The sequence below is a fragment of the Glutamicibacter sp. ZJUTW genome (assembly GCF_008370855.1).
GTDB classification, from domain to species: Bacteria; Actinomycetota; Actinomycetes; order Actinomycetales; family Micrococcaceae; genus Glutamicibacter; species Glutamicibacter nicotianae.
This window is the reverse complement of record NZ_CP043624.1, coordinates 1,732,010-1,752,623: the sequence shown is the minus strand read 5'-3', so window position 1 is coordinate 1,752,623 and position 20,614 is coordinate 1,732,010. Positions and strand designations below refer to the sequence as shown.

General features: G+C 64.4%; 19 protein-coding genes and 1 tRNA gene. 5 read left to right on the top strand and 15 right to left on the bottom strand.

Annotated elements, in window-relative coordinates; all coding sequences use genetic code 11:
* Window positions 1-75: 75 nt before the first annotated feature.
* From F0M17_RS08240 to F0M17_RS08215, 6 genes are all read right to left on the bottom strand, one after another.
* Window positions 76-261, bottom strand: coding sequence for a ubiquitin-like protein Pup (locus tag F0M17_RS08240; RefSeq protein ID WP_038991046.1), 186 nt, complete (start codon window positions 259-261; stop codon window positions 76-78).
* Window positions 262-328: 67 nt separating this feature from the next.
* Complete coding sequence (gene dop / locus F0M17_RS08235; RefSeq protein WP_149596906.1) at window positions 329-1,945, bottom strand: depupylase/deamidase Dop; 1,617 nt, start codon at window positions 1,943-1,945, stop codon at window positions 329-331.
* Window positions 1,942-3,651, bottom strand: coding sequence for a proteasome ATPase (gene arc / locus F0M17_RS08230; protein WP_371737267.1), 1,710 nt, complete (start codon window positions 3,649-3,651; stop codon window positions 1,942-1,944). Before arc ends, dop begins: the two co-directional genes overlap by 4 nt.
* Window positions 3,652-3,799: 148 nt before the next feature.
* Entirely contained in the window at window positions 3,800-4,858 is a 1,059-nt protein-coding gene (locus F0M17_RS08225; protein WP_038991044.1) for a tRNA (adenine-N1)-methyltransferase, read from the bottom strand.
* A gap of 42 nt (window positions 4,859-4,900) precedes the next feature.
* On the bottom strand, window positions 4,901-6,028 hold the full coding sequence (locus F0M17_RS08220; RefSeq protein ID WP_038991043.1) for a site-2 protease family protein: 1,128 nt from the start codon (window positions 6,026-6,028) through the stop codon (window positions 4,901-4,903).
* On the bottom strand, window positions 6,025-6,738 hold the full coding sequence (locus F0M17_RS08215; RefSeq protein ID WP_149596905.1) for an HAD family phosphatase: 714 nt from the start codon (window positions 6,736-6,738) through the stop codon (window positions 6,025-6,027). The genes F0M17_RS08220 and F0M17_RS08215 overlap by 4 nt, the downstream gene beginning before the upstream one ends.
* Window positions 6,739-6,821: 83 nt before the next feature.
* On the opposite strand from F0M17_RS08215, the gene F0M17_RS08210 reads away from it, so the two are divergent.
* The gene (locus F0M17_RS08210; RefSeq protein ID WP_073706251.1) at window positions 6,822-7,730 is read left to right on the top strand and encodes a proteasome assembly chaperone family protein; all 909 of its coding nucleotides are present in this window, start codon (window positions 6,822-6,824) and stop codon (window positions 7,728-7,730) included.
* Window positions 7,731-7,762: 32 nt separating this feature from the next.
* Here F0M17_RS08210 and mshC read toward each other — a convergent pair whose 3' ends face one another.
* The 3 genes from mshC to F0M17_RS08195 all read right to left on the bottom strand — a co-directional run bounded on the left by mshC (window position 7,763) and on the right by F0M17_RS08195 (window position 10,265).
* Complete coding sequence (gene mshC, locus F0M17_RS08205) at window positions 7,763-9,025, bottom strand: cysteine--1-D-myo-inosityl 2-amino-2-deoxy-alpha-D-glucopyranoside ligase (RefSeq protein WP_149596904.1); 1,263 nt, start codon at window positions 9,023-9,025, stop codon at window positions 7,763-7,765.
* A 127-nt stretch (window positions 9,026-9,152) separates the two neighbouring features.
* A complete protein-coding gene (locus F0M17_RS08200) occupies window positions 9,153-9,977 on the bottom strand; it encodes an undecaprenyl-diphosphate phosphatase (RefSeq protein WP_073706253.1) in 825 nt (274 codons plus the stop codon).
* 78 nt (window positions 9,978-10,055) lie between these two features.
* Window positions 10,056-10,265 (bottom strand): hypothetical protein, encoded by a 210-nt coding sequence (locus tag F0M17_RS08195; protein ID WP_038991037.1) that lies wholly within the window; start codon window positions 10,263-10,265, stop codon window positions 10,056-10,058.
* A 44-nt stretch (window positions 10,266-10,309) separates the two neighbouring features.
* Here F0M17_RS08195 and F0M17_RS08190 point away from each other — a divergent pair, with 44 nt between their 5' ends.
* On the top strand, window positions 10,310-10,543 hold the full coding sequence (locus tag F0M17_RS08190) for a DUF5703 family protein (protein ID WP_038991036.1): 234 nt from the start codon (window positions 10,310-10,312) through the stop codon (window positions 10,541-10,543).
* A gap of 33 nt (window positions 10,544-10,576) precedes the next feature.
* On the opposite strand, the gene F0M17_RS08185 is transcribed toward F0M17_RS08190, so the two are convergent.
* The 5 genes from F0M17_RS08185 to F0M17_RS08165 all read right to left on the bottom strand — a co-directional run bounded on the left by F0M17_RS08185 (window position 10,577) and on the right by F0M17_RS08165 (window position 16,230).
* The gene (locus F0M17_RS08185) at window positions 10,577-11,716 is read right to left on the bottom strand and encodes an acyl-CoA dehydrogenase family protein (protein ID WP_149596903.1); all 1,140 of its coding nucleotides are present in this window, start codon (window positions 11,714-11,716) and stop codon (window positions 10,577-10,579) included.
* A gap of 47 nt (window positions 11,717-11,763) precedes the next feature.
* On the bottom strand, window positions 11,764-13,080 hold the full coding sequence (locus F0M17_RS08180; protein WP_149596902.1) for a M20/M25/M40 family metallo-hydrolase: 1,317 nt from the start codon (window positions 13,078-13,080) through the stop codon (window positions 11,764-11,766).
* A gap of 84 nt (window positions 13,081-13,164) precedes the next feature.
* Window positions 13,165-14,139 carry a TAXI family TRAP transporter solute-binding subunit gene (locus F0M17_RS08175; RefSeq protein ID WP_149596901.1) on the bottom strand — a complete coding sequence of 325 codons (975 nt, stop codon included), beginning with the start codon at window positions 14,137-14,139 and terminating at the stop codon, window positions 13,165-13,167.
* A complete protein-coding gene (locus tag F0M17_RS08170) occupies window positions 14,129-15,565 on the bottom strand; it encodes a HAMP domain-containing sensor histidine kinase (RefSeq protein ID WP_149596900.1) in 1,437 nt (478 codons plus the stop codon). Before F0M17_RS08170 ends, F0M17_RS08175 begins: the two co-directional genes overlap by 11 nt.
* Complete coding sequence (locus F0M17_RS08165; RefSeq protein WP_073706459.1) at window positions 15,562-16,230, bottom strand: response regulator transcription factor; 669 nt, start codon at window positions 16,228-16,230, stop codon at window positions 15,562-15,564. The genes F0M17_RS08170 and F0M17_RS08165 overlap by 4 nt, the downstream gene beginning before the upstream one ends.
* A gap of 243 nt (window positions 16,231-16,473) precedes the next feature.
* Between F0M17_RS08165 and F0M17_RS08160 the strand changes: the two genes are divergently transcribed.
* From F0M17_RS08160 to F0M17_RS08150, 3 genes are all read left to right on the top strand, one after another.
* Window positions 16,474-17,754 carry an Nramp family divalent metal transporter gene (locus F0M17_RS08160; RefSeq protein WP_141355369.1) on the top strand — a complete coding sequence of 427 codons (1,281 nt, stop codon included), beginning with the start codon at window positions 16,474-16,476 and terminating at the stop codon, window positions 17,752-17,754.
* 80 nt (window positions 17,755-17,834) lie between these two features.
* Window positions 17,835-18,476 carry an NADPH-dependent F420 reductase gene (locus F0M17_RS08155; RefSeq protein WP_149596899.1) on the top strand — a complete coding sequence of 214 codons (642 nt, stop codon included), beginning with the start codon at window positions 17,835-17,837 and terminating at the stop codon, window positions 18,474-18,476.
* 111 nt (window positions 18,477-18,587) lie between these two features.
* Window positions 18,588-20,102, top strand: coding sequence for an FAD-dependent oxidoreductase (locus F0M17_RS08150; protein WP_149596898.1), 1,515 nt, complete (start codon window positions 18,588-18,590; stop codon window positions 20,100-20,102).
* A gap of 78 nt (window positions 20,103-20,180) precedes the next feature.
* Here the strand turns inward: F0M17_RS08150 and F0M17_RS08145 are convergent.
* Window positions 20,181-20,265 (bottom strand) — tRNA-Leu (locus F0M17_RS08145).
* Window positions 20,266-20,614: the final 349 nt, after the last annotated feature.

The window sequence follows — 20,614 nt, the reverse complement described above, 5'->3', positions numbered from 1 at the left end:
AAGCTACTTCCCCTCAACTGCGGTTCTGCGCCGGGTGGCAGAACACGACGTCCAAAGCCGAAAGCCCGCGGGGGCTTACTGGCCGCCCTTTTGCACGAATCCGCGCACGAACTCCTCGGCGTTGGATTCCAGCACCGAGTCGATCTCGTCCAGCAGGTCGTCCACGCCGGCGGACTGGCCGGTGGTGTTCACCTGGACCTGCTCGGCTTCGGCCTGCTGGTCATGGGTGTTGCGGCGGGACGAGAAGCTTTCCTGGGTCATCGTTTTCTCCTGACATAGTCGCGAATCCCGGAATTACGCACCGGGACTCATACCTATTCTGCGCCGATTAGCGGTGCCGCGCCAATTCGTCGATAAATTCCGCAATCTCCAACTCGGCCTCGAACAGCTCGCCCACCTGCGCCCGGGTTCCGGCCAGCGGCTCGGGCATGTGGAAGCGGCTGATCTTGCGCGCCCCGGGCACGGCGAAGGACAGCGCATCCCAGTTCGCCGCGACCACATACGGCGCATAGCGCTGCAGGGTCATGCCGCGCAGGTAGGCGCGGGTATTCTCGGGCGGCGCGCTGACCGCCTGGTTGATCTCCTGCTGGCTGAACAGCGTCTGGATGGCTCCGCGTTCGGCCAGCCGGTAGTACAGCCCCTTGTTTGTGCGCAGATCCGCCCATTGCAGATCGAGCATCGCCACGCGCGGATCCGACAGCTCCACTCCGTGGCGCTGGGCGAACCCGTTGACCAGCTGGTATTTGGCGATCCAGTCGATCTGATCGGCAGCGTCCATCGGGTCGCGCTCGAGCAGATCCAGCATCTGCGCCCAACGGGTGAGGATCTCGGTGGTATCCGGATCCGCAATCCCCCGTGCCACGCAGTAGCTTTCCGCCGCGTGCAGGTAATGGCGCTGGATCTCGATGGCGGTCAGCTGCACCCCGCCGCGCAATCCCACCTTGGCCTTCAGCGTCGGATCGTGGCTGATCTGCTGCAAGGCCAGGACCGGCTCGGCCAGTTCCAGCTGCGGGGCCATGCCCGCTTCGATCAGCGAGAGCACCAGGTTGGTGGTGCCCACGCGCAGCAGGGTGGAGATCTGTCCGAGGTTCGCATCCCCGATGATCACGTGCAGCCGCCGGTACTTGTCCCAGTTCGCGTGCGGTTCATCGCGGGTGTTGATGATCGGGCGGTTGATCGTGGTTTCCAGCCCCACTTCGGCTTCGAAGAAGTCGGCGCGCTGGGAGATCTGGAAGGCGGCCCGTTCGTTGAGCATGCCCTGGCCTACCCGCCCGGCACCGCAGAAGATCTGGCGGCTGGCGAAGAACGGGGTGAGCCCGCTGGCAATGGCGGAGAACTCGATGCCGCGCGGCATCAGGTAGTTCTCATGAGAACCGTAGGAGACCGACTTGTTGTCGGTGTTGTTCTTGTAGAGCAGCAGTTCCCCGCTGCCCAGGCGCGCCGCGGCCTGGGCGGCGCGGCGCATCACCTCATCGCCGGCCTGGTCCCAGAGCACCGCGTCGCGCGGCGTCATCGTTTCCGGGCTGGAGTATTCCGGGTGGGCGTGGTCCACGTACAGGCGTGCGCCGTTGCCCAACACCATATTCATCACTACATCTGTGGAGTCCTTCTCCTGGTAGAGCGTGGATCCCACATGCGCGTCATTGCCGTCGAGCGCAATGGACTCGGCGGTCCAGATGCCCTCGTCCTCCAGCCCCGGTTCCACGTCGGTCAGCTGGCTCGGGTGCGCCTGCGCGCGGTCCATGGCGAAGCCGCGCGCATCCTGCAGCGGGGATTCGTCGGAATAGTCCCAGCGCGCGGCCTTGGCCGCCGAGTCCTGCTCGGCCACCAGTTGCGCGTAGGCGTCGACGATCTGCGCCGAGAGCACCGTCGCGTTGGCCTTGGGCATGTTCGGGCGGATGATCCCGTATTCGGTTTCCAGGCCGACCAGCCGACGAGCGCTCATTTGCCGGCCTGCTGGTTGACCAGGGAGCGGATGTTGCTGATCCGCTCGCCCTTGCGCCCGGAAATCCGCGCCCAGTCATCGGGGTTGGTGGTGTTGGGCATGTCTTCGTGCTCGGCGAATTCCTCGCGGACCGCGCGCAGCAGGTACTCGGTTCTCAGGCCGCGTTCGTTGTCCGTGATCAGCGCCTTGATGGCGTGCTTCTTGGCGCGGTCCACGATGTTGTGGATGACCGCGCCGGAGGCGAAGTCCTTGAAATACAGCACCTCGGTATCGCCGGTGACATAAGTGACTTCGAGGAATTCGTTGATCCGTTCGGTGGAGTACATGGCCTTCACCGCCTCGCGGATCATCCGGGCGATGGTGGCGGAGGCATCGCCAGCATCGGCCGCGAGCTCATCGGCGTGCAGCGGCAGCTGCGTGGTCAGGTACTTGCTGAAGATTTCCGCGGCGCCCTCGGCGTCGGGACGGCGGATCTTGATCTTGACGTCCAGGCGTCCGGGCCGCAGGATCGCCGGGTCGATCATGTCCTCGCGGTTCGAGGCACCGATGACGATCACGTTGTCCAGCCGCTCCACGCCATCGATTTCGGCCAGCAGCTGCGGCACGATGGTGGTTTCGACATCCGAGGAGACGCCGGTGCCGCGGGTGCGGAACAGCGCTTCCATCTCGTCGAAGAACACCACGACCGGATCGCCGTGCAGCGCCTTTTCGCGGGCGCGGGCGAAGATCAGCCGGATGTGGCGTTCGGTTTCGCCCACGTACTTGTCCAGCAGCTCCGGGCCCTTGATATTCAGGAAATAGCTGCGGTTGCTGGTGCCTTCCTTGCGCTCGGCGACCCGCTGGGCCAGCGAGTGGGCCACGGCCTTGGCGATCAGCGTCTTGCCGCAGCCCGGAGGGCCGTAGAGCAGGATCCCCTTGGGCGCGCTCAGCCCGTGCTCGCGGTACAGTTCCGGATGGGTGAAGGGCAGTTCCACCGAATCCTTGATGGCTTCGATCTGCGAGTTCAGCCCGCCGATATCCGAGTAGGCGATGTCCGGCACTTCTTCGAGCACCAGGGATTGCATGTCGGTGAGCTGGACGCGGGAGACCGCCATGCCCGAGCGGGAATCAATGGACAGCTGGTCGCCGACGCGCAGGTGCATCTCGCGCAGCGGTCCGGCCAGCTCGATCACGCGCTGGTCATCGGCCCGGGCCATGACCACTGCGTGGTGGTTTTCCAGCAGTTCCTTGACCGTGACCAGTTCCCCGGTTTCCTCGAAGCCCAGGGCGGCAACGATCACCAGTGCTTCGTTGAGCAGCACCTGCTGGCCGATGACCAGCTTCTCGAAGTCCAGCAGCGGGCTGACCGCCACGCGCATCTTGCGCCCGGAGTAGATCACGTCGGCCGCCTGCGCGCCGGTGGATTCGATGCCCAGGCCCGGTTCGGGATGCTTGCGCGGGTGCTTGGCCACGATGGTGCCGTGGCTGAAGGGGGTGTCGCCGTCTTTTTCCAGCGCGGCCTTCAGGTTGATGATCTGCTCGCGCGTGGTTTCCAGCAGGGCGACCAGCCGCTTGTTGTTCCCGCTGATTCCTGCCAGCTGCTTGTCGAGGTTGCGGTTCTTGTCGCGCAGCACGTTGACCTGGCGTTCGGTCATCTGCAGCCGCTCGGCCAATTGTTCTGCTTCGCGATTATCGTTCACGTTCCAACCTCCAACATCCAACGCCATCCGGGCCCGTTCTGGGAGCCTGATGAAGTTTTTCCAGTGCATGGCGCACCGGCTTGCTTCCATCCTAGGAACTGAAGGCCCCGAGTGCAGAATACCCGGGGCCTGAAGCCGCATAATGAGACGTTGCGTCTCAGCATGCGGATGCTGCTCAGGCGCCGCCGGCGCCTTCGGCGTTTTCCTCAGCTGCGCGCACGCGCACCGACTGGTTGGCGTCGCGCGCGGCACGACGCAGCTTCTTGTCCGACAGGCCGCGCTCGCCCAGGGCTTCTGCCGTCCATTCGTCCTCAGCGTGATCGCGGGTCCAGGCGCTGAGGTCCTCGTCCGAGTAGGAGTGCTCCTTGATCCGCTTGGCCTTCGGGATGCCGTCAGCCGAGTCGGCCAGCCGGCGGCAGGTGATCAGGAAGGCGGTATGCGCGACCATGCGGTGGTCCGGGCGCACCGCGAGGCCGTCGACGTGCCAGCCGCGCACCAGGGTTTCGAAGCATTCGGGCTCGGTGAACTGGCCGGAGGCGCGAATCGCCTCGACCACCCGGGACATCTGGGTCACTGAGGAGACGTAGTTGGTCCACACCCCGCCCGGCGCCAGCACGGTGGCTACCGCGTCAAGGCATTCCCAGGGGCTGAGCATGTCCAGCACCACGCGGTCGATGCTGCCTGGCTCTTCGAGCTCTACAACCTTGTCCTGGAAGTCGCCGATGGAGATCTGCCAGGACGGGTGGTCTCCGCCGAAGACGGTAGAGACGTTGCCGCGGGCGATGTCGGCGAATTCCTCGCGGCGCTCGAAGGAGTGCAGGAAGCCCTCGTCGCCCACCGCGCGCAGCAGCGAGATGGACAGCGCGCCGGAGCCGACGCCTGCCTCGACCACGCGGGCACCGGGGAAGATGTCGCCGAACTGCACGATCTGCGCCGCGTCCTTCGGGTAGACCACGGTAGCTCCGCGCGGCATGGAGAGCACGAAGTCCTTGGCCAGCGGGCGCAGGGCCTGGTAGCGGAAGCCGTCGGCATTCTCGATGACCGAGCCCTCGGGCAACCCGATGATGTCCTCGTGCGGCAGCACGCCCTTGTGCGTGTGGAATTCCCCGCCGCGCTGCAGGGTGATGGTGTTGATCCGGCGCTTCTCGTCGGTCAGCTGCACGCGGTCCCCGACCCGGAAGGGGCCGCGGCGGGCTGCCGCTCCGTGGGGGGCCTGGCTGATGGCTTCGCTCACTGATGTGATCCTTTTCTTGGTGCTTTCAGTCTGTCTAGAAGTCTACTTGCGGCGTCCGGTGACGGCGTTGACGATCTGCCGCTGGTGCAGCAGGCCCACCACGTTCCCGGTGGAGCTGATCACCGCGTATTCGGCGCTCTCCACGCTGGCCAGATAGTCGACCAGCGCGCGCCCGTCCGAATCCTCGGCGACGATCGCGCCTTGGCCCAGGGCGCGGGAGACCGCCAGCGCCGGAACCTGCGCCGCCTGGCTTCGATCCACCCGGGACAGTGCCTGCGCGTCGATGACCCCGACGGGCATCCCCTTCGGGTCCACCAGGATGATCTCTCCCCCGCGTGCCGCCTGGCGCGCCAGCACGTCGGCAACGCTGGCGTGCGAGACCATGGCCGAGGCCGGGCGCATCAGGTCGGTGGCGATTACCGTGGGCAGGTTCAGCATCATCTTGGAGTGCGCGATCAGCTGCGTGGTGGCCTGCCACATGAACATCGCCACCATGATGCCGACCACCACGGTGATGATCTGCGGCTGCTCGCCGCGAATGAGTGGATAGATGACGAAATAGCCGATGAGGCCCACGGCGATCGCCCGGCCCACCCAGGACGAGGCGATGGTGCCCTTGAACTGGGACCCGGTGGCCTTCCAGACGATGGACTCGACCAGCCGCCCGCCATCGAGCGGAAGCCCCGGCAGGGCGTTGAACGCGCCGAGCAGCAGGTTGGCATAGACGAAGAAGTCAAGCAGCAGGTTCGGGTACACGCCCAGGGTGGCGTTCTGGATCACCAGCCAGCCCAATCCGGCCAGCACGAAGTTGGACAGCGGCCCGGAAAGCGCCACCCAGAGCGACGCGCCGGGCTTGGCCTTGAAGGAGCCGAACTGGGTGTGCCCGCCCATCAGGGTCAGCACAATGTGCGCATCGGGCCATTTGAAGGCGCGCGCGGTCATCGCGTGGGCCACCTCGTGGACCAGCACCGCCACGGCGATGGCCACGGCGCAGGCCAGGCCCATCAGGTAGGCGCTCAGCGGCGGGATAATGCCGCCGCGCGCCAGCTGGATGCCCACGCTGAAGGTGATCACCGCGGTGATGATGAACCACGAGCTGGAGAGGTAGACCGGGACGCCGCCGATGCGGCCCAGCTTGATTCCGGGGGACTTTTCCTGGGTATCGCTCACGCGCTGACCTGCACCAGCCAGCGGGACATTGCGGCCACATCCACGGAGGCCAAGGAGTCGATCCGGCGCCACTTGCCCTCGCCGGGGTCGGTGGCGTTGGGAACCAGCACCGCATGCAGCCCGGCCGCGGACGCCGAGGCGATGCCCGGCACCGAATCCTCGAAGCCGATGCACTGGGAGGCGGACAGCTGCTGGCCGGTGGCTTCGCCCAGCAGCCGCAGTCCGCGCAGGTAGGGCTCGGGGTGCGGCTTGCCCTGGGCCACCTCTTCGCCGGTCACGCTGGCCTGGAAGGTGCCTTCGGGGATGGCGAGCATCAGCTCGTCGACGATGCTGCGCTCGGACATGGTCACCAAGGCCTGCGGGATCCCTGCCTGCTTGCAGACGGCCAGCAGCTCGCGCGCTCCAGGGCGCCAGGGGATTTCGCGGCGGATGCCGGCAACCACCCGGGCCGAGAGCCAGTCGATGATCTCGCGGATTTCCAGCTGCACCCCGGCCAGCTGCAGGGCGCGGGCGCCATCGGGCAACGCGTTGCCGACCAGGGCCAGGCCCTGCTCATGGCTCCAGGTTCCGCCATGGGAGACCACCAGCTCGGCTTCGGCAGCCAGCCAATAGGGCTCGGTGTCGATCAGCGTGCCGTCCATATCCCACAACACGGCTTGCGGGGTTGCGGGCTTGGTTCCGGCGGCAAAGTCAAAACTGGTGCTTGGCATGAGTCCATTCTAGATGGAAGAGTGGGGCTAAGCCGCCTCGGCGAGCCACGCCGGGTACATCGAGTGCTGCCAAGGAGTCGTCAATGAACGAGGAATACCACGCCCCGACGCTGGACAGCTATATCGCCAAGACCCAGCATGAGATTCGCCCCACCATTGTCCTGGCCGCCTTCGAGGGGTGGAACGACGCCGGCTCGGCGGCGACGGATGCCGTGCGCCTGCTGCTCGAATCCCACGAGTACGAGCATCTGGCCACGGTGGGCGAGGACGACTTCTACGACTACCAGTTCACCAGGCCCAAGACCCGGCGCACCGAGAGTGGACGCGTGGTGGAATGGCCGCGCACCGAGCTGTTCAAGATCGCGCTGCCGCAGGCGGCCGCCGACCTGCTGGTGGTCCTCGGTGTCGAGCCGACGTTCAAGTGGCAGGCGTTCTGCTCCCGGATTATCAAGGTGGCGCAGGAGCACAATGCCCATGCGGTGCTGAGCGTGGGCGCGTTGCTGGCCGACGTGCCGCATACCCGCCCGGTGCCGACCTCGCTGGCCAGCGACGATGCGCGCTTGCAGGAGCATCTGAAGATCAGCGCCTCCAGCTATGAGGGGCCCACCGGAATCCCCTCGGTGCTCGGTGTGGAGTTCGAACGCTACGGAATCCCGAGCCTCTCGCTCTGGGCGCAGCTTTCCCACTATGTCGCCCAGTCCCCCAGCCCGCGGGTCCAGCTGGCCATCATCGAGCTGCTGGAGGAGATCCTCCCGGTCTCCGTGCGCGACCAGAAGCTGCGCGAGGATGCGCTGGCCTGGAAGCATGGGGTGGACGAGCTGGCCGCGGCGGATCCGGATGTCGCCAAGTATGTCGAGCAGCTGGAGCAGGCCACCGACACCAGCGAACTGCCCGAGGCCAGCGGCGAATCCATCGCCCGGGAGTTCGAGCGCTACCTGCGCCGCCGCGGAAAGTACCGCACGGACGGCCCGGGGTCCGACTACGATATTTGAGGCGGACCCCGGGTTGCGTGCGAAGCAGCGTGCTAGAGCTTGAGCCCGAGCAGCGCGTCGATGCCGTCGCGCAAGGCGTTGGCGCCCTCGCCATTCGAGCTGGCAGGCTGTGCGGCCCACCGGTCGATGGCATCCAGCGCGGAGGGCGCATCAAGGTCATTGGCCAGGTGCTTGCGGATCTGGGCCATCACGCTGGCCGCATCCTCGAGGCTGGCGCTGGCCAGCGCCTCACGCCAGGCCGCCACGCGCTGCTGCGCGATGGCCAGCAGTTCATCGGTCCAGAACCAGTCGCTGCGGTAGTGCTGGGAGAGCAGCACGGCGCGGATCGCCACCGGCTCGACGCCGGCGGCGCGCAGCTTGGAGACCAGCACCAGGTTGCCCAGGGACTTGCTCATCTTCTCGCCGTCCAGGCCCACCATGCCGGTGTGCACGTAGGCCTGCGCGAGTTCGGCATGGTCGCCTGCGGCCGCGTGGGCCGCGGAGAATTCGTGGTGCGGGAAGATCAGGTCCGAGCCGCCGCCCTGGACGGTGAACGGAGCCGGCAGGGTCTTGCGGGCAATCACCGAGCATTCGATATGCCAGCCGGGGCGGCCTTCGCCCAGCGTGCCGCCATCCCACCGGGGCTCGCCCTCGCGGGCGGCACGCCACAACAGCGGATCCAGCGCGTCGCGCTTGCCTGCGCGGTCCGGGTCGCCGCCGCGTTCGGCGAAGAAGCCGAGCATGGTCTCGCGGTCGTAGTTGGAGACCGATCCCAGCGTCCAGGCATCGTTCTGCGCGGCCATGGTGTCGAAGTACACGTCGCCTTCGACCCCATCGGCACCGGCCGGCACGCGGTAGGCCAGGTCCGCGTCGAGCAGCTGCTCGACCACGGGGACCAGCCAGCCGATGGATTCCACGGCGCCGATGTAGTTCTGCGGCGGGATGACATTCAGCGCTTCCATGTCGTCGCGGAAGAGCTGGATCTGCGACTCGGCCAGTTCCCGCCAGTCGACGCCCGTGGCCGTTGCACGCTCCAGCAGCGGATCGTCCACGTCGGTGATGTTCTGGGTGTAGGCCACGGTTCGCCCGGCGTCGAGCCAGGTGCGCTGCACCAGGTCGAAGGTGACATATGTGGCGGCGTGGCCCATATGGGTGGCGTCATACGGGGTGATTCCGCAAACGTACATGCTTGCCGGCGCAAGAGCCTCATCCGCTGGCGCAGTGGCCTGCTGGGTACCGGTGGCGGTGTTGAAAAGTTCCAGTGTCGGTGCTGAACCAGCCACCTGAGGTACCTCAGGGTTTTTCCACGCGTGCACTTATGAACATCCTTTCGCAGATGCGACGTATTTCTTCCTTTAAGTCCAAGTGAAGCAGGACAAGGTTTATTCCCGTTAACTGCAAGATGTCCGTGAAGCAGTCCACGGACATCTTTCATGGGATGAATCAGGCGGCCATCCAGCCCAATCCGAGAGCGACGAACAGCGCCAGGCCCAGCAGGATGCGGTACCAGACGAAGAAGCGGTAGGAGTGGGTGGAAACGAACTTCAGGAACCAGCCCACGATCAGGAAGCCGACGATGAAGGCGACGACGGTGGCGACACCAGTCTGCGCCAGGGTGTAGACCCCCGGCTCATCGAAGGACTTGGCCAGCTTGTAGAGTCCCGAGGCGAACACCGCAGGGATGGCCAGCAGGAACGAGTAGCGGGCCGCCGCCTCGCGGGTGTAGCCCATGAGCAGGCCCGCCGTGATGGTGCCGCCGGAGCGCGAGACGCCCGGAATCAGGGCCATGGCCTGCGCGAAGCCGTAGAAGATGCCGTGCTTAACGGTCAGCTTCTCCAAGGTGCGCTGCTGCTTGCCGTAGTGGTCGGCGATGGCCAGGATCAGGCCGAAGACCACCAGGGTTGTCGCCACGATCCACAGCGAACGGAAGTTCGTATCGATGTAGTCTTCCAGCAGCAGGCCCAGGATCGCGATGGGCAGGGAGCCGACGATGATCAGCCAGCCCATCTTGGCATCCGGATCCGAATGCGGGATCTTGCCGGCCAAGGCCTTGCACCACGCACCGATGATGCGCACGATGTCACGCCAGAAGAAGACGATCACCGCGGTTTCGGTACCCAGCTGGGTAATGGCGGTAAAAGCCGCCCCGGGGTCCTGGGCGTTAGGCAAAAGTTCGCCAACGATGCGCAAGTGGGCGGAGGACGAGATCGGGAGGAACTCGGTCAGGCCCTGGATCAATCCTAGGAAAGCTGCTTCAAACCAATTCACCCCTCGACATTACTTCACGGATTGCGAGTATCCGGACTCAGAAACACGTAATGCGAAAAATTCACCCCGTGGTCGTACTCACGCATCATCCGAGGGTATGGTGAAGGGCAAAAGCTCGGAATACTGTTCATAGAGGGCGTCCTCATAGTCTTCGAAGGCATCGGCCAACGCGCCAAAGGCGGCGTCGACGGAAGCCTCGGCGGCACCGCGGCTCTGCGACACAATTGCCAGATGCTGCTCCAGGCGGGCAATAAATGCTTGCAGTGCAAAACTCGGATCAGTACTCATAGCATGAGGCTACAACGCATGGCGTTCTTTAGATAGGGGGCAGGATGCTCGAAGAAAGAATTAAGCCGCCGCTGCATCATCCCGATGACCAGCGCTTCGAATACCTGGTCATCACCTCCTTCCCCGGCGAGCCGAAGAATGTAGCCCGGGCAGCCCTTCGCGAGCATGCGGATAACGGCAAATGGGAGCTGATGCGCACCTGCCGCTACGAGGGCGGCGCCTACAAGTATTGGCTGCGCCGGCGCGTGATGCGCATTCGCAGCACGCTGGCCCCCTGAACCGCCACTAGGCAGGCTGCGCCAGGCCTCGGCCTAGCTGTCGAGCGGGCCGACCAGCCAGGAGGCCACCGTGTTGGCAGCCGACGCCGCATTGGACGGGTGGTACCAGCTGGCCTGCACGTCGCGGTAGAGCCGTTCGAATTCCGAGCCGCGGAAATACCCGCCGCCGCCCAGCAGCTGGCCGGCAACCTGGACGTTTTCCCGTGCGGTGTCCCCTGCAATGGTCCGCAGCGTCACCAGCTTCGGGAACCAGGCGCCCTGGTGGTCCGCCTTGGCTTCCAGGTCGCCAGCCACCGAGCGCTGGAGGGCATCCAGGGACAGCAGGCGCATGGCCGCCTCCGCCAGCAGGCCGCGGGCGCGGGCATCCTGCGAGTACCTGGTCCCGTCCTGGTGCACTCGATCAGTCAGCGCCTCTTGCGCCAGGGTCACCGCACGATCGGCGATGCCCACGTAGACGCTCGCGGTCAGGGTGAGGAAGGACGCGAAGATGCCGAAGATCAGCGGGTCCGTGTTCGGGCCGACCGGCAGCCGGCTATGCACCCAATCGCTGGGAGCCACCGCATCCTCCAGCTTCGTGGTGTGCGACTGGCTGGCCCGCATGCCCAGGGTGTTCCAGTCGTCCATCGACTGCACGCCTTCGCCGCGGGCGACGAAGCCGTGGACGAGCTCCCCGGAGTCCTGGTCCTTGCCGAACACCCCCAGACGGGTGAACGCCGGGGAAAGCGAGGTGAAGATCTTCACGCCGGTGAATGCCACCGAACCATCGGCAGCGGTGGCCGCACTGGTCTTGGAGTCGAAGAGCACCGCATCGTTGCCCGGTTCCGAAATCCCGAAGGCCATCACTTCGCCCTCGGCAATCCAATCGGCAACCATGTCCAGGCGCCGGTCCCCGCGGGCCTGCAGCAGATAGGCGACTCCTGCCCAGACCTGGTGCATGTTGATCGCCAGCGCCGTACCCGGCGCGGCAGTGGCAAGGCGGCGCTGCGCCAGCGCCAGGGTGTCGAAACTCCACCCCAGTCCCCCGCGATCCGCCGGCACCAGCGCCTTGAGGTAGCCGAGTTCCACCAGCTCGTTGAAGTCCTCGATGGCGAACGCGTTCGCCTCGTCATAGCCAGCGGCCCGGCCGCGGAAGCGTTCAAGCAGCTCGTTGGTCAGTACTGATTCGATGGACAAGGATTCTTCTCCTGGTTTCTCTTGTGCTCGCTGGGAGGAGGATGTTTCTAGTAGTCCTGCAAGAGCTTCTGCAGGACCCGGACGCCGAATTTGACGGAGTCCACCGGCACCCGTTCATCGACGCCGTGGAACATTCCGGTGAAGTCCAGTTCGGCGGGAAGCTGCAGCGGCGCGAATCCGTAGCCGGTGATCCCCAGCTTGGCCAGCCATTTGTTATCGGTGCCGCCGGAGAGCATATAGGGCAGGACCACCGCATCCGGGTCCTCGGACAGCAGCGATTCGATCATCGAATCCACCAGCGCCCCGGCGAACGGCACCTCAAGGGAATCCTGCTCATGCACCATGGACAGCTCGACATGTTCCCCGGCCAATTCGCGCAGGGTCTGCACGGTGGCTTCGTGCTGCTCGGGCAAGGTGCGGCAGTCGATCAGGGCTTCAGCCTGGCCGGGAATGACGTTGTGCTTGTAGCCGGCGTCCAAGGCGGAAGGGTTCGCGGTATTCTGCAAGGTCGCGCCGACGAACCTCGAGACGTTGCCCATGGCCGAGAGCAGCGGGGCGGGATCTGCTTCATTGAAGTCCAGCCCGGACAGCTCGGCTACCTGTTCCAGCAGGGCGCGCGTGGTCTTGGTATAGGACAGCGGCCATTGATGCTCGCCGATGCGGTGCACGGCTCCTGCCAGATGGGTGACCGCATTGTCGCCGTTCAGCTGCGAACCGTGCCCGGCCATGCCCTGGGCGGTCAGCTTCAGCCAGGCGATGCCCTTTTCCGCGGTCTGCAGCATGTAGGCACGGCGGCCGTTGATCTCGACCGAGAACCCGCCGACTTCGCTGATCGCCTCGGTAGCGCCGGCAAAGAGCTCGGGATGGTTCTGCACCATCCAGCCTGCGCCATAGTCCCCGCCGGCTTCCTCATCGGCAAAGAAGGCGATGACCAGGTCGCGCCGTGGGATGATCTTTTCGCGCTGCAGATGGCGGATGGCGGCGATGATCATCGCATCCATGTTCTTCATGTCTACCGCGCCGCGTCCCCAGATCATCGAGTCGATGATCTCCGCACCGAAGGGATCCACGCTCCAGTCTTCGGCGATGGCCGGCACGACATCCAAATGGCCGTGCACCACCAGGGCCGGTAGCGCCGGGTCGGCACCCGGAATACGGGTGAGCACATTGGCCCGCCCGGGAGCAGATTCGTAGATCTTGGCGTCCAGGCCAACTTCCTGGAGTAAACCGGCAACATATTCGGCGGCCTCCAGCTCACCTGCACCCTTGTTGCCGCCGTAGTTCGTCGTGTCGATCTGGATCAGTTTCCGGCAAATCTCGACGGCTTCATTTTCCATGCGTGCAATGGCGTCGGCAGTGGGCATCGCAATTGATCCTCTCGTAGCAGTGCTCTGCCATACACACTAGTCGGCCAAGCCCCCGGCCGTCTCGTACCGGCGTGCGCGAGCTTATCCGTGCAGTTCCCGGTAGGCGGTGCGCGCACCCGGGTGCAACGGCAGGCCACCGGTGCTGATCAAGGTTTCAGTGGTCAGGAATTGTATGCCGGCGCTGGAGTCCGGGACCAGCTGGTCAGCGTGGTCGACCAGGAGCTTGACGATGGCTCCGGCCAGGTCATCAGCCATATCCGCGCGCGCCATCAACAAGTTGCCCACCCCGATTGTCTGGACGGACTTGACGCCGTGGTAAGTTCCCTCCGGGATGACAACCGCGTCGTACAGGTCCGGGTACCGCTCACGCAGCTGCGGCAGGACCCCCGACACGTCGAGCAGTTCCAGATCCATGCTGGACGCGAGTTCGCTCAGCGGCATCACCGGCAGGCCGCCGAAAAGGAAGAGCGCGTCAATGCTTCCGCGGCTCAGCGCGTCCAGCCCTGCCGCGTACCCGTACTGCAGTTCCGTGGGCGCATTCGCGCTGTTCTTGAGCTTCGCCGCTTCAAGGATCCGCTGGCCGGTAACCCACGTACCGGATTCCGGGGCGCCGGTTCCGATGGTGCGTCCTGCCAGATCGTGCAGCGATTCAATGCCGGTTCCAGGACGGAGGATGCAATGGAAGTAGTTCTGGTAGACGCGGCCCAGGGCCAGCGGCTGGGTCTGCGAGCCATGATCCTTCCGATACTGGTCCGCCGTATCGGCCAGCGCCAGGGCCAGCTCGGCCTCGTTGCCTGCGAGCATCGCGAGGTTCTGGGCGCTAGCTTGGGTATTCAAGGCGTGCGACTGCTCGGCGACGCCGTTGGCCACCAGCGCCTTGGAGAGCAAGGAGGCAAATTGGAAGTACATTCCCCCATCTTCACCTGACGCGATATCCAATCGGCCTGCACTGGCCCGCGAAGTGCAAGAACACAAGGCCGGGATCGTGGCAGCCACCGGAAGCGCAAGCAGGTATTTGAGCAGTTTCCGCCGCGATGGCAATGGCTCAGGATTCATCGTGGACCTCTGATTCCTTGGTGTGCCGGGGGAGGCTTATTGTGGCTTTCAGCCCTTGGCCCGGAGAAGATTCCAGCGTGAGTCCACCGGCATTGACGCGTGCCAGGCGATCGACGATCGCCAGTCCCAACCCTGTCCCCAGGCGGTGCCGCACCTGTTCTGCACGCCAGAACCGATCTGCGGCGTTCTCCAGTTCAGCTGCGCTCATGCCGGGACCATGGTCTTGGATTTGAATCTCTATTGTTCGCTGGTGGAGCTCGAGGCCCATCACGATGCTGCTGCCGGGTGCGTATTTGAAGGCGTTCTCAACCAGTTCTGCGAGCATCTGCTGCAAATCGAAGCCGTTGCACCACGCGATGGCTTCCGGTTCCGAGGTGGCACTGGCATCGAGCACCAGCTGGTTGCCTAGCAGCCGGGCAGCTTCGGATTGCCGTTCGACTTCTTCGGCAAGCATCTGCCCGACGTCGATTTGCTGGCCGCGCACAGCTGCGTCGGGCAGCGCGTCCCCGGCCCTTTGCTCGGTCAGCCGATGCTCGGCGCTGGCCAAGCGCATGACGCCATCCAGCAGGGTCTCGACCCGATCCAGTTCGCTTTCCACGGCGTGCACTCCGGCGGGATCCGCCTGCTCGCCCAGGCGCATCTTCAGCAGATCCACGCGAAGCCTCAAGGCTGCTACCGGGTTGCGCAGCTGATGGGATGTCTCGGCGATGAGCTGTTGCTGCTGATCCAGGCTCTCGGCCATGGTTTGGGCCATGCGGCTCAGTGACCGGGACAGCTGGCGCAGCTCGGGAGGGCCTTGCTCTTCCAGATGCACCGGTGCCTGGTGCTGCGCAATGTCGTTGACCGCGTCGTTGAGCCGGTGCACCGGGCGAAGCACCCAAGAGGTGAGGCGGTCGGCCAGGAGCAGCAGTCCGGCACCAAGGGAGATGACCATGAGCCAGAGCACGCTGGACTTTTCCAGCACCTTTGTGCGTGCAGTTTCCAGGTTCACTTGCATCGTGACCGAGCCGAGCACCTGGGCGGAATTGCCGAAAGGCTGCGAAAGCAATGCAGTGGCATCGGAGAAGGGATCGATGGGCGGAAGCTGGAGGAGCCCGAGGTTCAGTTCGGCATTGCGCACGGCCTGCGCAATCTCGGGGTCCTGCGGGTCGATGCTCCCCGAGACCAATTGCCGCTGGCCGACATTGATCAGCAGTCCCTCGCCATACAGATCGCTATAGGTATCCATCTCCAGCTGGAGCAGCGACATGTCGCTGTTCAGGTCGGCATGGGTGGCAAGCTGGACAAAGCGGTTCAATGCCGAAATCCGGTTCAGCTGCAGGTCCGCGGTGGCATCGCGGCTCACGCTCTGCAACAGCATCGCGCTGGCGATGGCGACGATCGCCAGCAGCAGAGTGCCAAGGATTCCCAGTACGCGCAGCCTCACGGGTTTGGCGTTTCCAGCCGGTAGCCGACCCCGCGAACGTTCACGATCATCCCCGGAGCCGCGAGCTTGGAACGCAAGCCGGTGAGGTGGACATCCAAGGAACGCGACACCGCAATGAATGCGTCGCCCCAGAGACGGTCAAGGATCTGCTCCCGGGTGACTACCGATCCGGCGTGCTGGGCCAGCAACGCCAGCAAGTCGAATTCCTTGGCGGTCAAATGCAGCGCCCGCCCGTCGAGTACCGCTTCGTGCTTGCCGGTATCCACGCGCAGCCCGCCGGCGATGAGCACGCCGTCGTTGTCGTCGGCAAGCACCTTTGCCCGGCGCGCCACCGCGTCAATACGGGCAAGGAGAACTGCCAGGCCGATGGGCTTGACCAGGAAATCGTCTGCGCCCTGGCGCAGCCCCCGGACCACGCTGCGCTCGTCATTGCGAGCCGAGAGGATGACGACGGGAATGTCGCTGATTTGGCGGAGCTTGCGCAGGACCTCAAGTCCGTCCATGTCCGGCAGGCCCAGGTCCAGCAGGATCATTTGTGCGTTTCGATGCTTCAACAGCGCGTCGGCACCGCGGCTGACATGCTCTGCCAGGTGGCCGGCCGCGCTCACCGCATCAATCAGGGCGCGGGCGACGGCCTCGTCGTCTTCGACGATCAACAGCTGCACGGCATCATCCTCGGTGATCAGATCCGGGCGCGAAGCCCGCAGGTAACTGGTCAATTCTAGCAATTCGGGTACGCAGTGTTTCTCACGTCACCCTCAAACTTAAGAAAGTGTTAGTAGTTGACTGTGAGTTTGCCAGTAACAAAGATCACTACCAAGATTGAATACGATCTCACACCCTCCGTGGTCCGCATCACCGTAGATGCGCTGCCGCGGCGGCATCGCATTGCGGCAAAGGAAAATCAAATGAGTGAAAACATCGAGGCGCAACGCGCCGATCTGGACGGTGGCGGCCCACCGCGCTGGAAGGTCATTGGCCCGGGCCTGGTCGTTGCGGCGACCGGCGTTGGCGCAGCCGACATGGTAGCCACCCTGGTAGCAGGCAGCCAGTATGGCTATGCCCTGCTGTGGGCAGTGATTGTCGGCGTGATCCTGAAAATTGTTCTGGTTGAAGGCGCCGGCCGCTACACCCTGGCCACCGGAAAGACCATTTTCGAAGGCTGGAGCACCCTGGGCAAGTGGACCACCTGGTACTTCGGTCCCTACATCATCATCTGGGGCTTCGTCTACGGCGCTACCGCGATGAGCTCTGCCGCGTTGCCGCTGGCAGCCTTGATGCCGGCAGTGGACCTGAAGATCTGGGCAGTGCTCATGGGCCTGCTGGGCTTCGTGATGGTCTGGTTCGGCAAGTACAACTTCTTCGAGAAGATCACCGCCGTGCTGGTAGGCATCATGTTCGTGACCGTGGTGGGCTTGGCTTTCATCGCTGTGCCGAACATTCCGGAGATGCTCAAGGGCCTGATCCCGATGATTCCGCAGGGCGGCGTGGTCTACACCCTGGCTTTGGCCGGCGGCGTCGGCGGCACCATCACCTTGGCCGCCTACGGCTACTGGCTGCGCGAAAAGGGCTGGTACACCCCTAAGTGGATGCGCGTGATGCGCATCGACAACACCATGGCCTACGTCATGACCGGCATTTTCGTGCTCGCGATGCTGATCGTCGGCGCAGAAGTTGTTCGCGCCGCTGGCGTCACCATTTCCGGTGGCGACAAGGGACTGCTGGAACTGGGCGATGTGCTGAAGGCCGAGTACGGCGATGTTGTTGGCAACGGCTTCCTGGTGGGCTTCTGGGCCGCGTCCTTCTCGTCGATAATCGGCGTGTGGAACGGCGTTTCGCTGATGTTCGCTGACTTCTGGGGCCACATGCGCAAGAAGCCTGCAAACCACCCGGACACCATGACCGGCGGCAAGTACTTCAAGTTCTACGTCCTGTGGCTGACCTTCCCGCCAATGGTGCTGTTCCTGCTGGACAAGCCGATCGCCCTGATCCTGGCCTACGGCGTCCTCGGCGCACTGTTCATGCCGTTCCTGGCAGTCACCCTCTTGGGCCTGCTCAACGGCAAGCGCATCCCGAAGGAATGGGCGAACCGCTGGCACACCAATACGGCGCTGGCGATTACCGCGGTGCTGTTCATCATCTTGGGCGTGCAGCAGCTGTTCAAGTCCCTGGCTCCGCTTTGGAGCTGACAAGCTTCCGCTAAGTTGAAGGCCGTGGTGGCATGCAATGAATTGCATGCCACCACGGCCTTCGCGTCTAGGCTGGAGCTATGAGCATCAAGCGGATTGGAATCCTGGGCGCAGGACGAGCTGGCACGGCATTGGCCCGGGCAGCGGCAGCTGCCGGCATTGAGGTACGCATCGCGGGCTCGCGGCCCCCGCGGATGATGAAATACCACTTGGCGCAGTATGCATCCCGGGCCACCGGCGTACTGGCCGAGGAGATCGCCGAGGATGTCGACTTGGTGGTGCTCATGGTGCCGCAGGAAGAACTCGGCGACATCGATGTCTCCTCCTTGGCTGGCATCCTGCTGGTGGATGCGACCAACCGCTGGGAAGATGAGCCGCTTCCCGATTGGCTGGAAGCCTCTCTGGATGCCGGTCTGTCCAGTTCCGAGGGCATCGCGGCCCGCTTCAAGAGCTCGCGCGTAGTCAAGGCACTGAATCACATCAGCCATTGGGATATGGATGCGGATCGGGCAACTAAGCAATCTGCGCAGCGTGCCCTGGGCGTCGCCGCGGATAACGCGCAGGATGCCCAGATGGTTTCGGAACTCACCAAGGCATTGGGTTTCTCCCCGGTGCAGCTGCCCAGCTTGGCCGCCGGCCGGGTGCTGGAACCGCAGGGACCGGTCTTCAACCAGGTGCTGGATGCCGAGAGCCTGCGCCGGCTCAGCGGAACCCAAGGGTAGCCGGGCTCAAGGCACGACGGTTCCATCCAGTGGGACTGCTTCGCAGTGAATCGGCAGTGGACAGCGAATCTTCTGGATACTTTTTAGCCTATTTCGAGAGGATGCCCACACATGTCCGAAAGCAGCTCGTTCAACATTTCAGCCAGCAGCATCAGCAACTGGGATTACGAGGCCGATGTGGTGGTTGCCGGCTACGGCATCGCCGGGGTGAGCGCCGCCATCGAGGCTGCACGCGCCGGAGCCGATGTGCTAGTGCTCGAACGTTCCGGAGGCTGGGGCGGCGCCGCCTCCATGGCCGGCGGCTTCGTCTATCTCGGCGGCGGCACTCCGCTGCAGCGGGCCCTGGGCTTCGAAGACACCGTCGAGAACATCAAGTCCTTCATGAAAGCCGCCCTCGGCCCGGGGACCGACGATGCGAAGATCGATGCCGACTGCGAAGGCAGCGTGGATCATTACAACTGGCTGGTGGACGCGGGTGTCGTCTTCAAGGAATCGTTCTGGGGCCAGCCAGGCTGGGAACCTCCCCATGATGACGGGCTGATGTACTCCGGCGGCGAGAACGCAGCCCCGTTCAGCACCTCGATTTCCCCGGCTCCGCGCGGGCACGTTCCGCAGATGTCCGGCAAGAATACCGGCGAGCAGGGCGGCGGCTACATGCTCATGAAACCGCTGGTCGAGACCGCGCAAGCCCTGGGCGTGCGCGCCGAATACGACCGGCGGGTGCAATCGTTGGTCGTCGAGTCCGATGGACGCGTGGTGGGCATCGACGCCACGCGCTATGGCAAGGATCTCTACGTAAAGGCACGTCGTGGCGTGGTCCTGGCCATGGGCAGCTTCGCTTTCAACGAAGAAATGGTCCGTGCCAATGCGCCGCGCATCCTAAGCCGCCCGGCGGCATCCATTGAGGCGCACGACGGGCGCGCCATCCAAATGGGCCAGTCGATTGGCGCAGCGACCGCCCTCATGGACGTCACCGAGGTCGCATTCTTCTGCGATCCGCAGTTGCTGGTGCGCGGCATCCTGGTCAACGGCCGCGGCCAGCGCTACATTAATGAAGACACCTACCCGGGCCGGCTCGACCAGGCGACGTTGTTCCACCAGGAGAACCAGGCATTTCTGGTTATCGACGAGGCTGCATTCGAAGAAGGCGCGGCCAGCGAAACCTCCAGTCCGGAACTGCTGATGCAGCCTACCTGGGTTGCCGACAACGCCGCCGAGCTGGAAGCCGAGATGGGACTGTCTGCAGGCAGCCTCCAGGCCACCATCGAGCAGTACAACCGCTTCGCGGCCGAGGGCACCGATCCCCTGCTGGGCAAGAACCCCAAGTGGGTCAAGCCACTGCGCGGTGCGCTGGCGGCGATCGACCTGCGTGGCCGCACCGGAGGATTCACCCTGGGCGGGCTGAAGACCGATGCCGACTCACGGGTACTGCATGTTTCGGGCGCACCGATCCCGGGCTTGTTCGCGGCGGGACGCTGCACTTCGGGGGTCTGCGCCGGCGGCTACGCCAGCGGTACCAGCCTGGGCGATGGAAGCTTCTTTGGCCGCCGCGCCGGAATCAGCGCGGCACAGGAAGCAAAGTCCCCGGATGGCATCGCGATGGCGCAGGGAGCCGCGGCTCATTGATTCCGTCCCCAGCGGGCCAAGATTTCTGGCAGATGTGAAAAATCCCCGGTTGACCGAAGTCAACCGGGGATTTACCTGTGCGCGAAAGGGGACTTGAACCCCTACCCTCTATTCGAGGACCAGCACCTCAAGCTGGCGCGTCTACCTATTCCGCCACCCGCGCAGGCTGTTCGTTGTTCGCGTTGTTATCGCTGGCAACGAAGTAAAACTCTACCACCGCTTTCGCGTGAATTCCAATCGGCCACCAACTGCCCCGAAGTCGTCGAAACGCCCGTAAATTCGCGGAATATTCGGCCTTGAGTAGGAGGTTTCAGCATTTTCACTGCAATTTCGTGTCAAGGGTCACAAGATTTTCGGCAGAATTGCAAGTTTTCGGCGACCGTGATGCCAGTTGCCAGCGATTCGAGCAATCAACTGTACTCGCGCAGGCGTGCGAATGACGCGGGTGCCCACTGTCCTTCGTTGATCAATTAGGCGAAGCGACGGCTCACTGTCCTCGTGACTTCGATCAG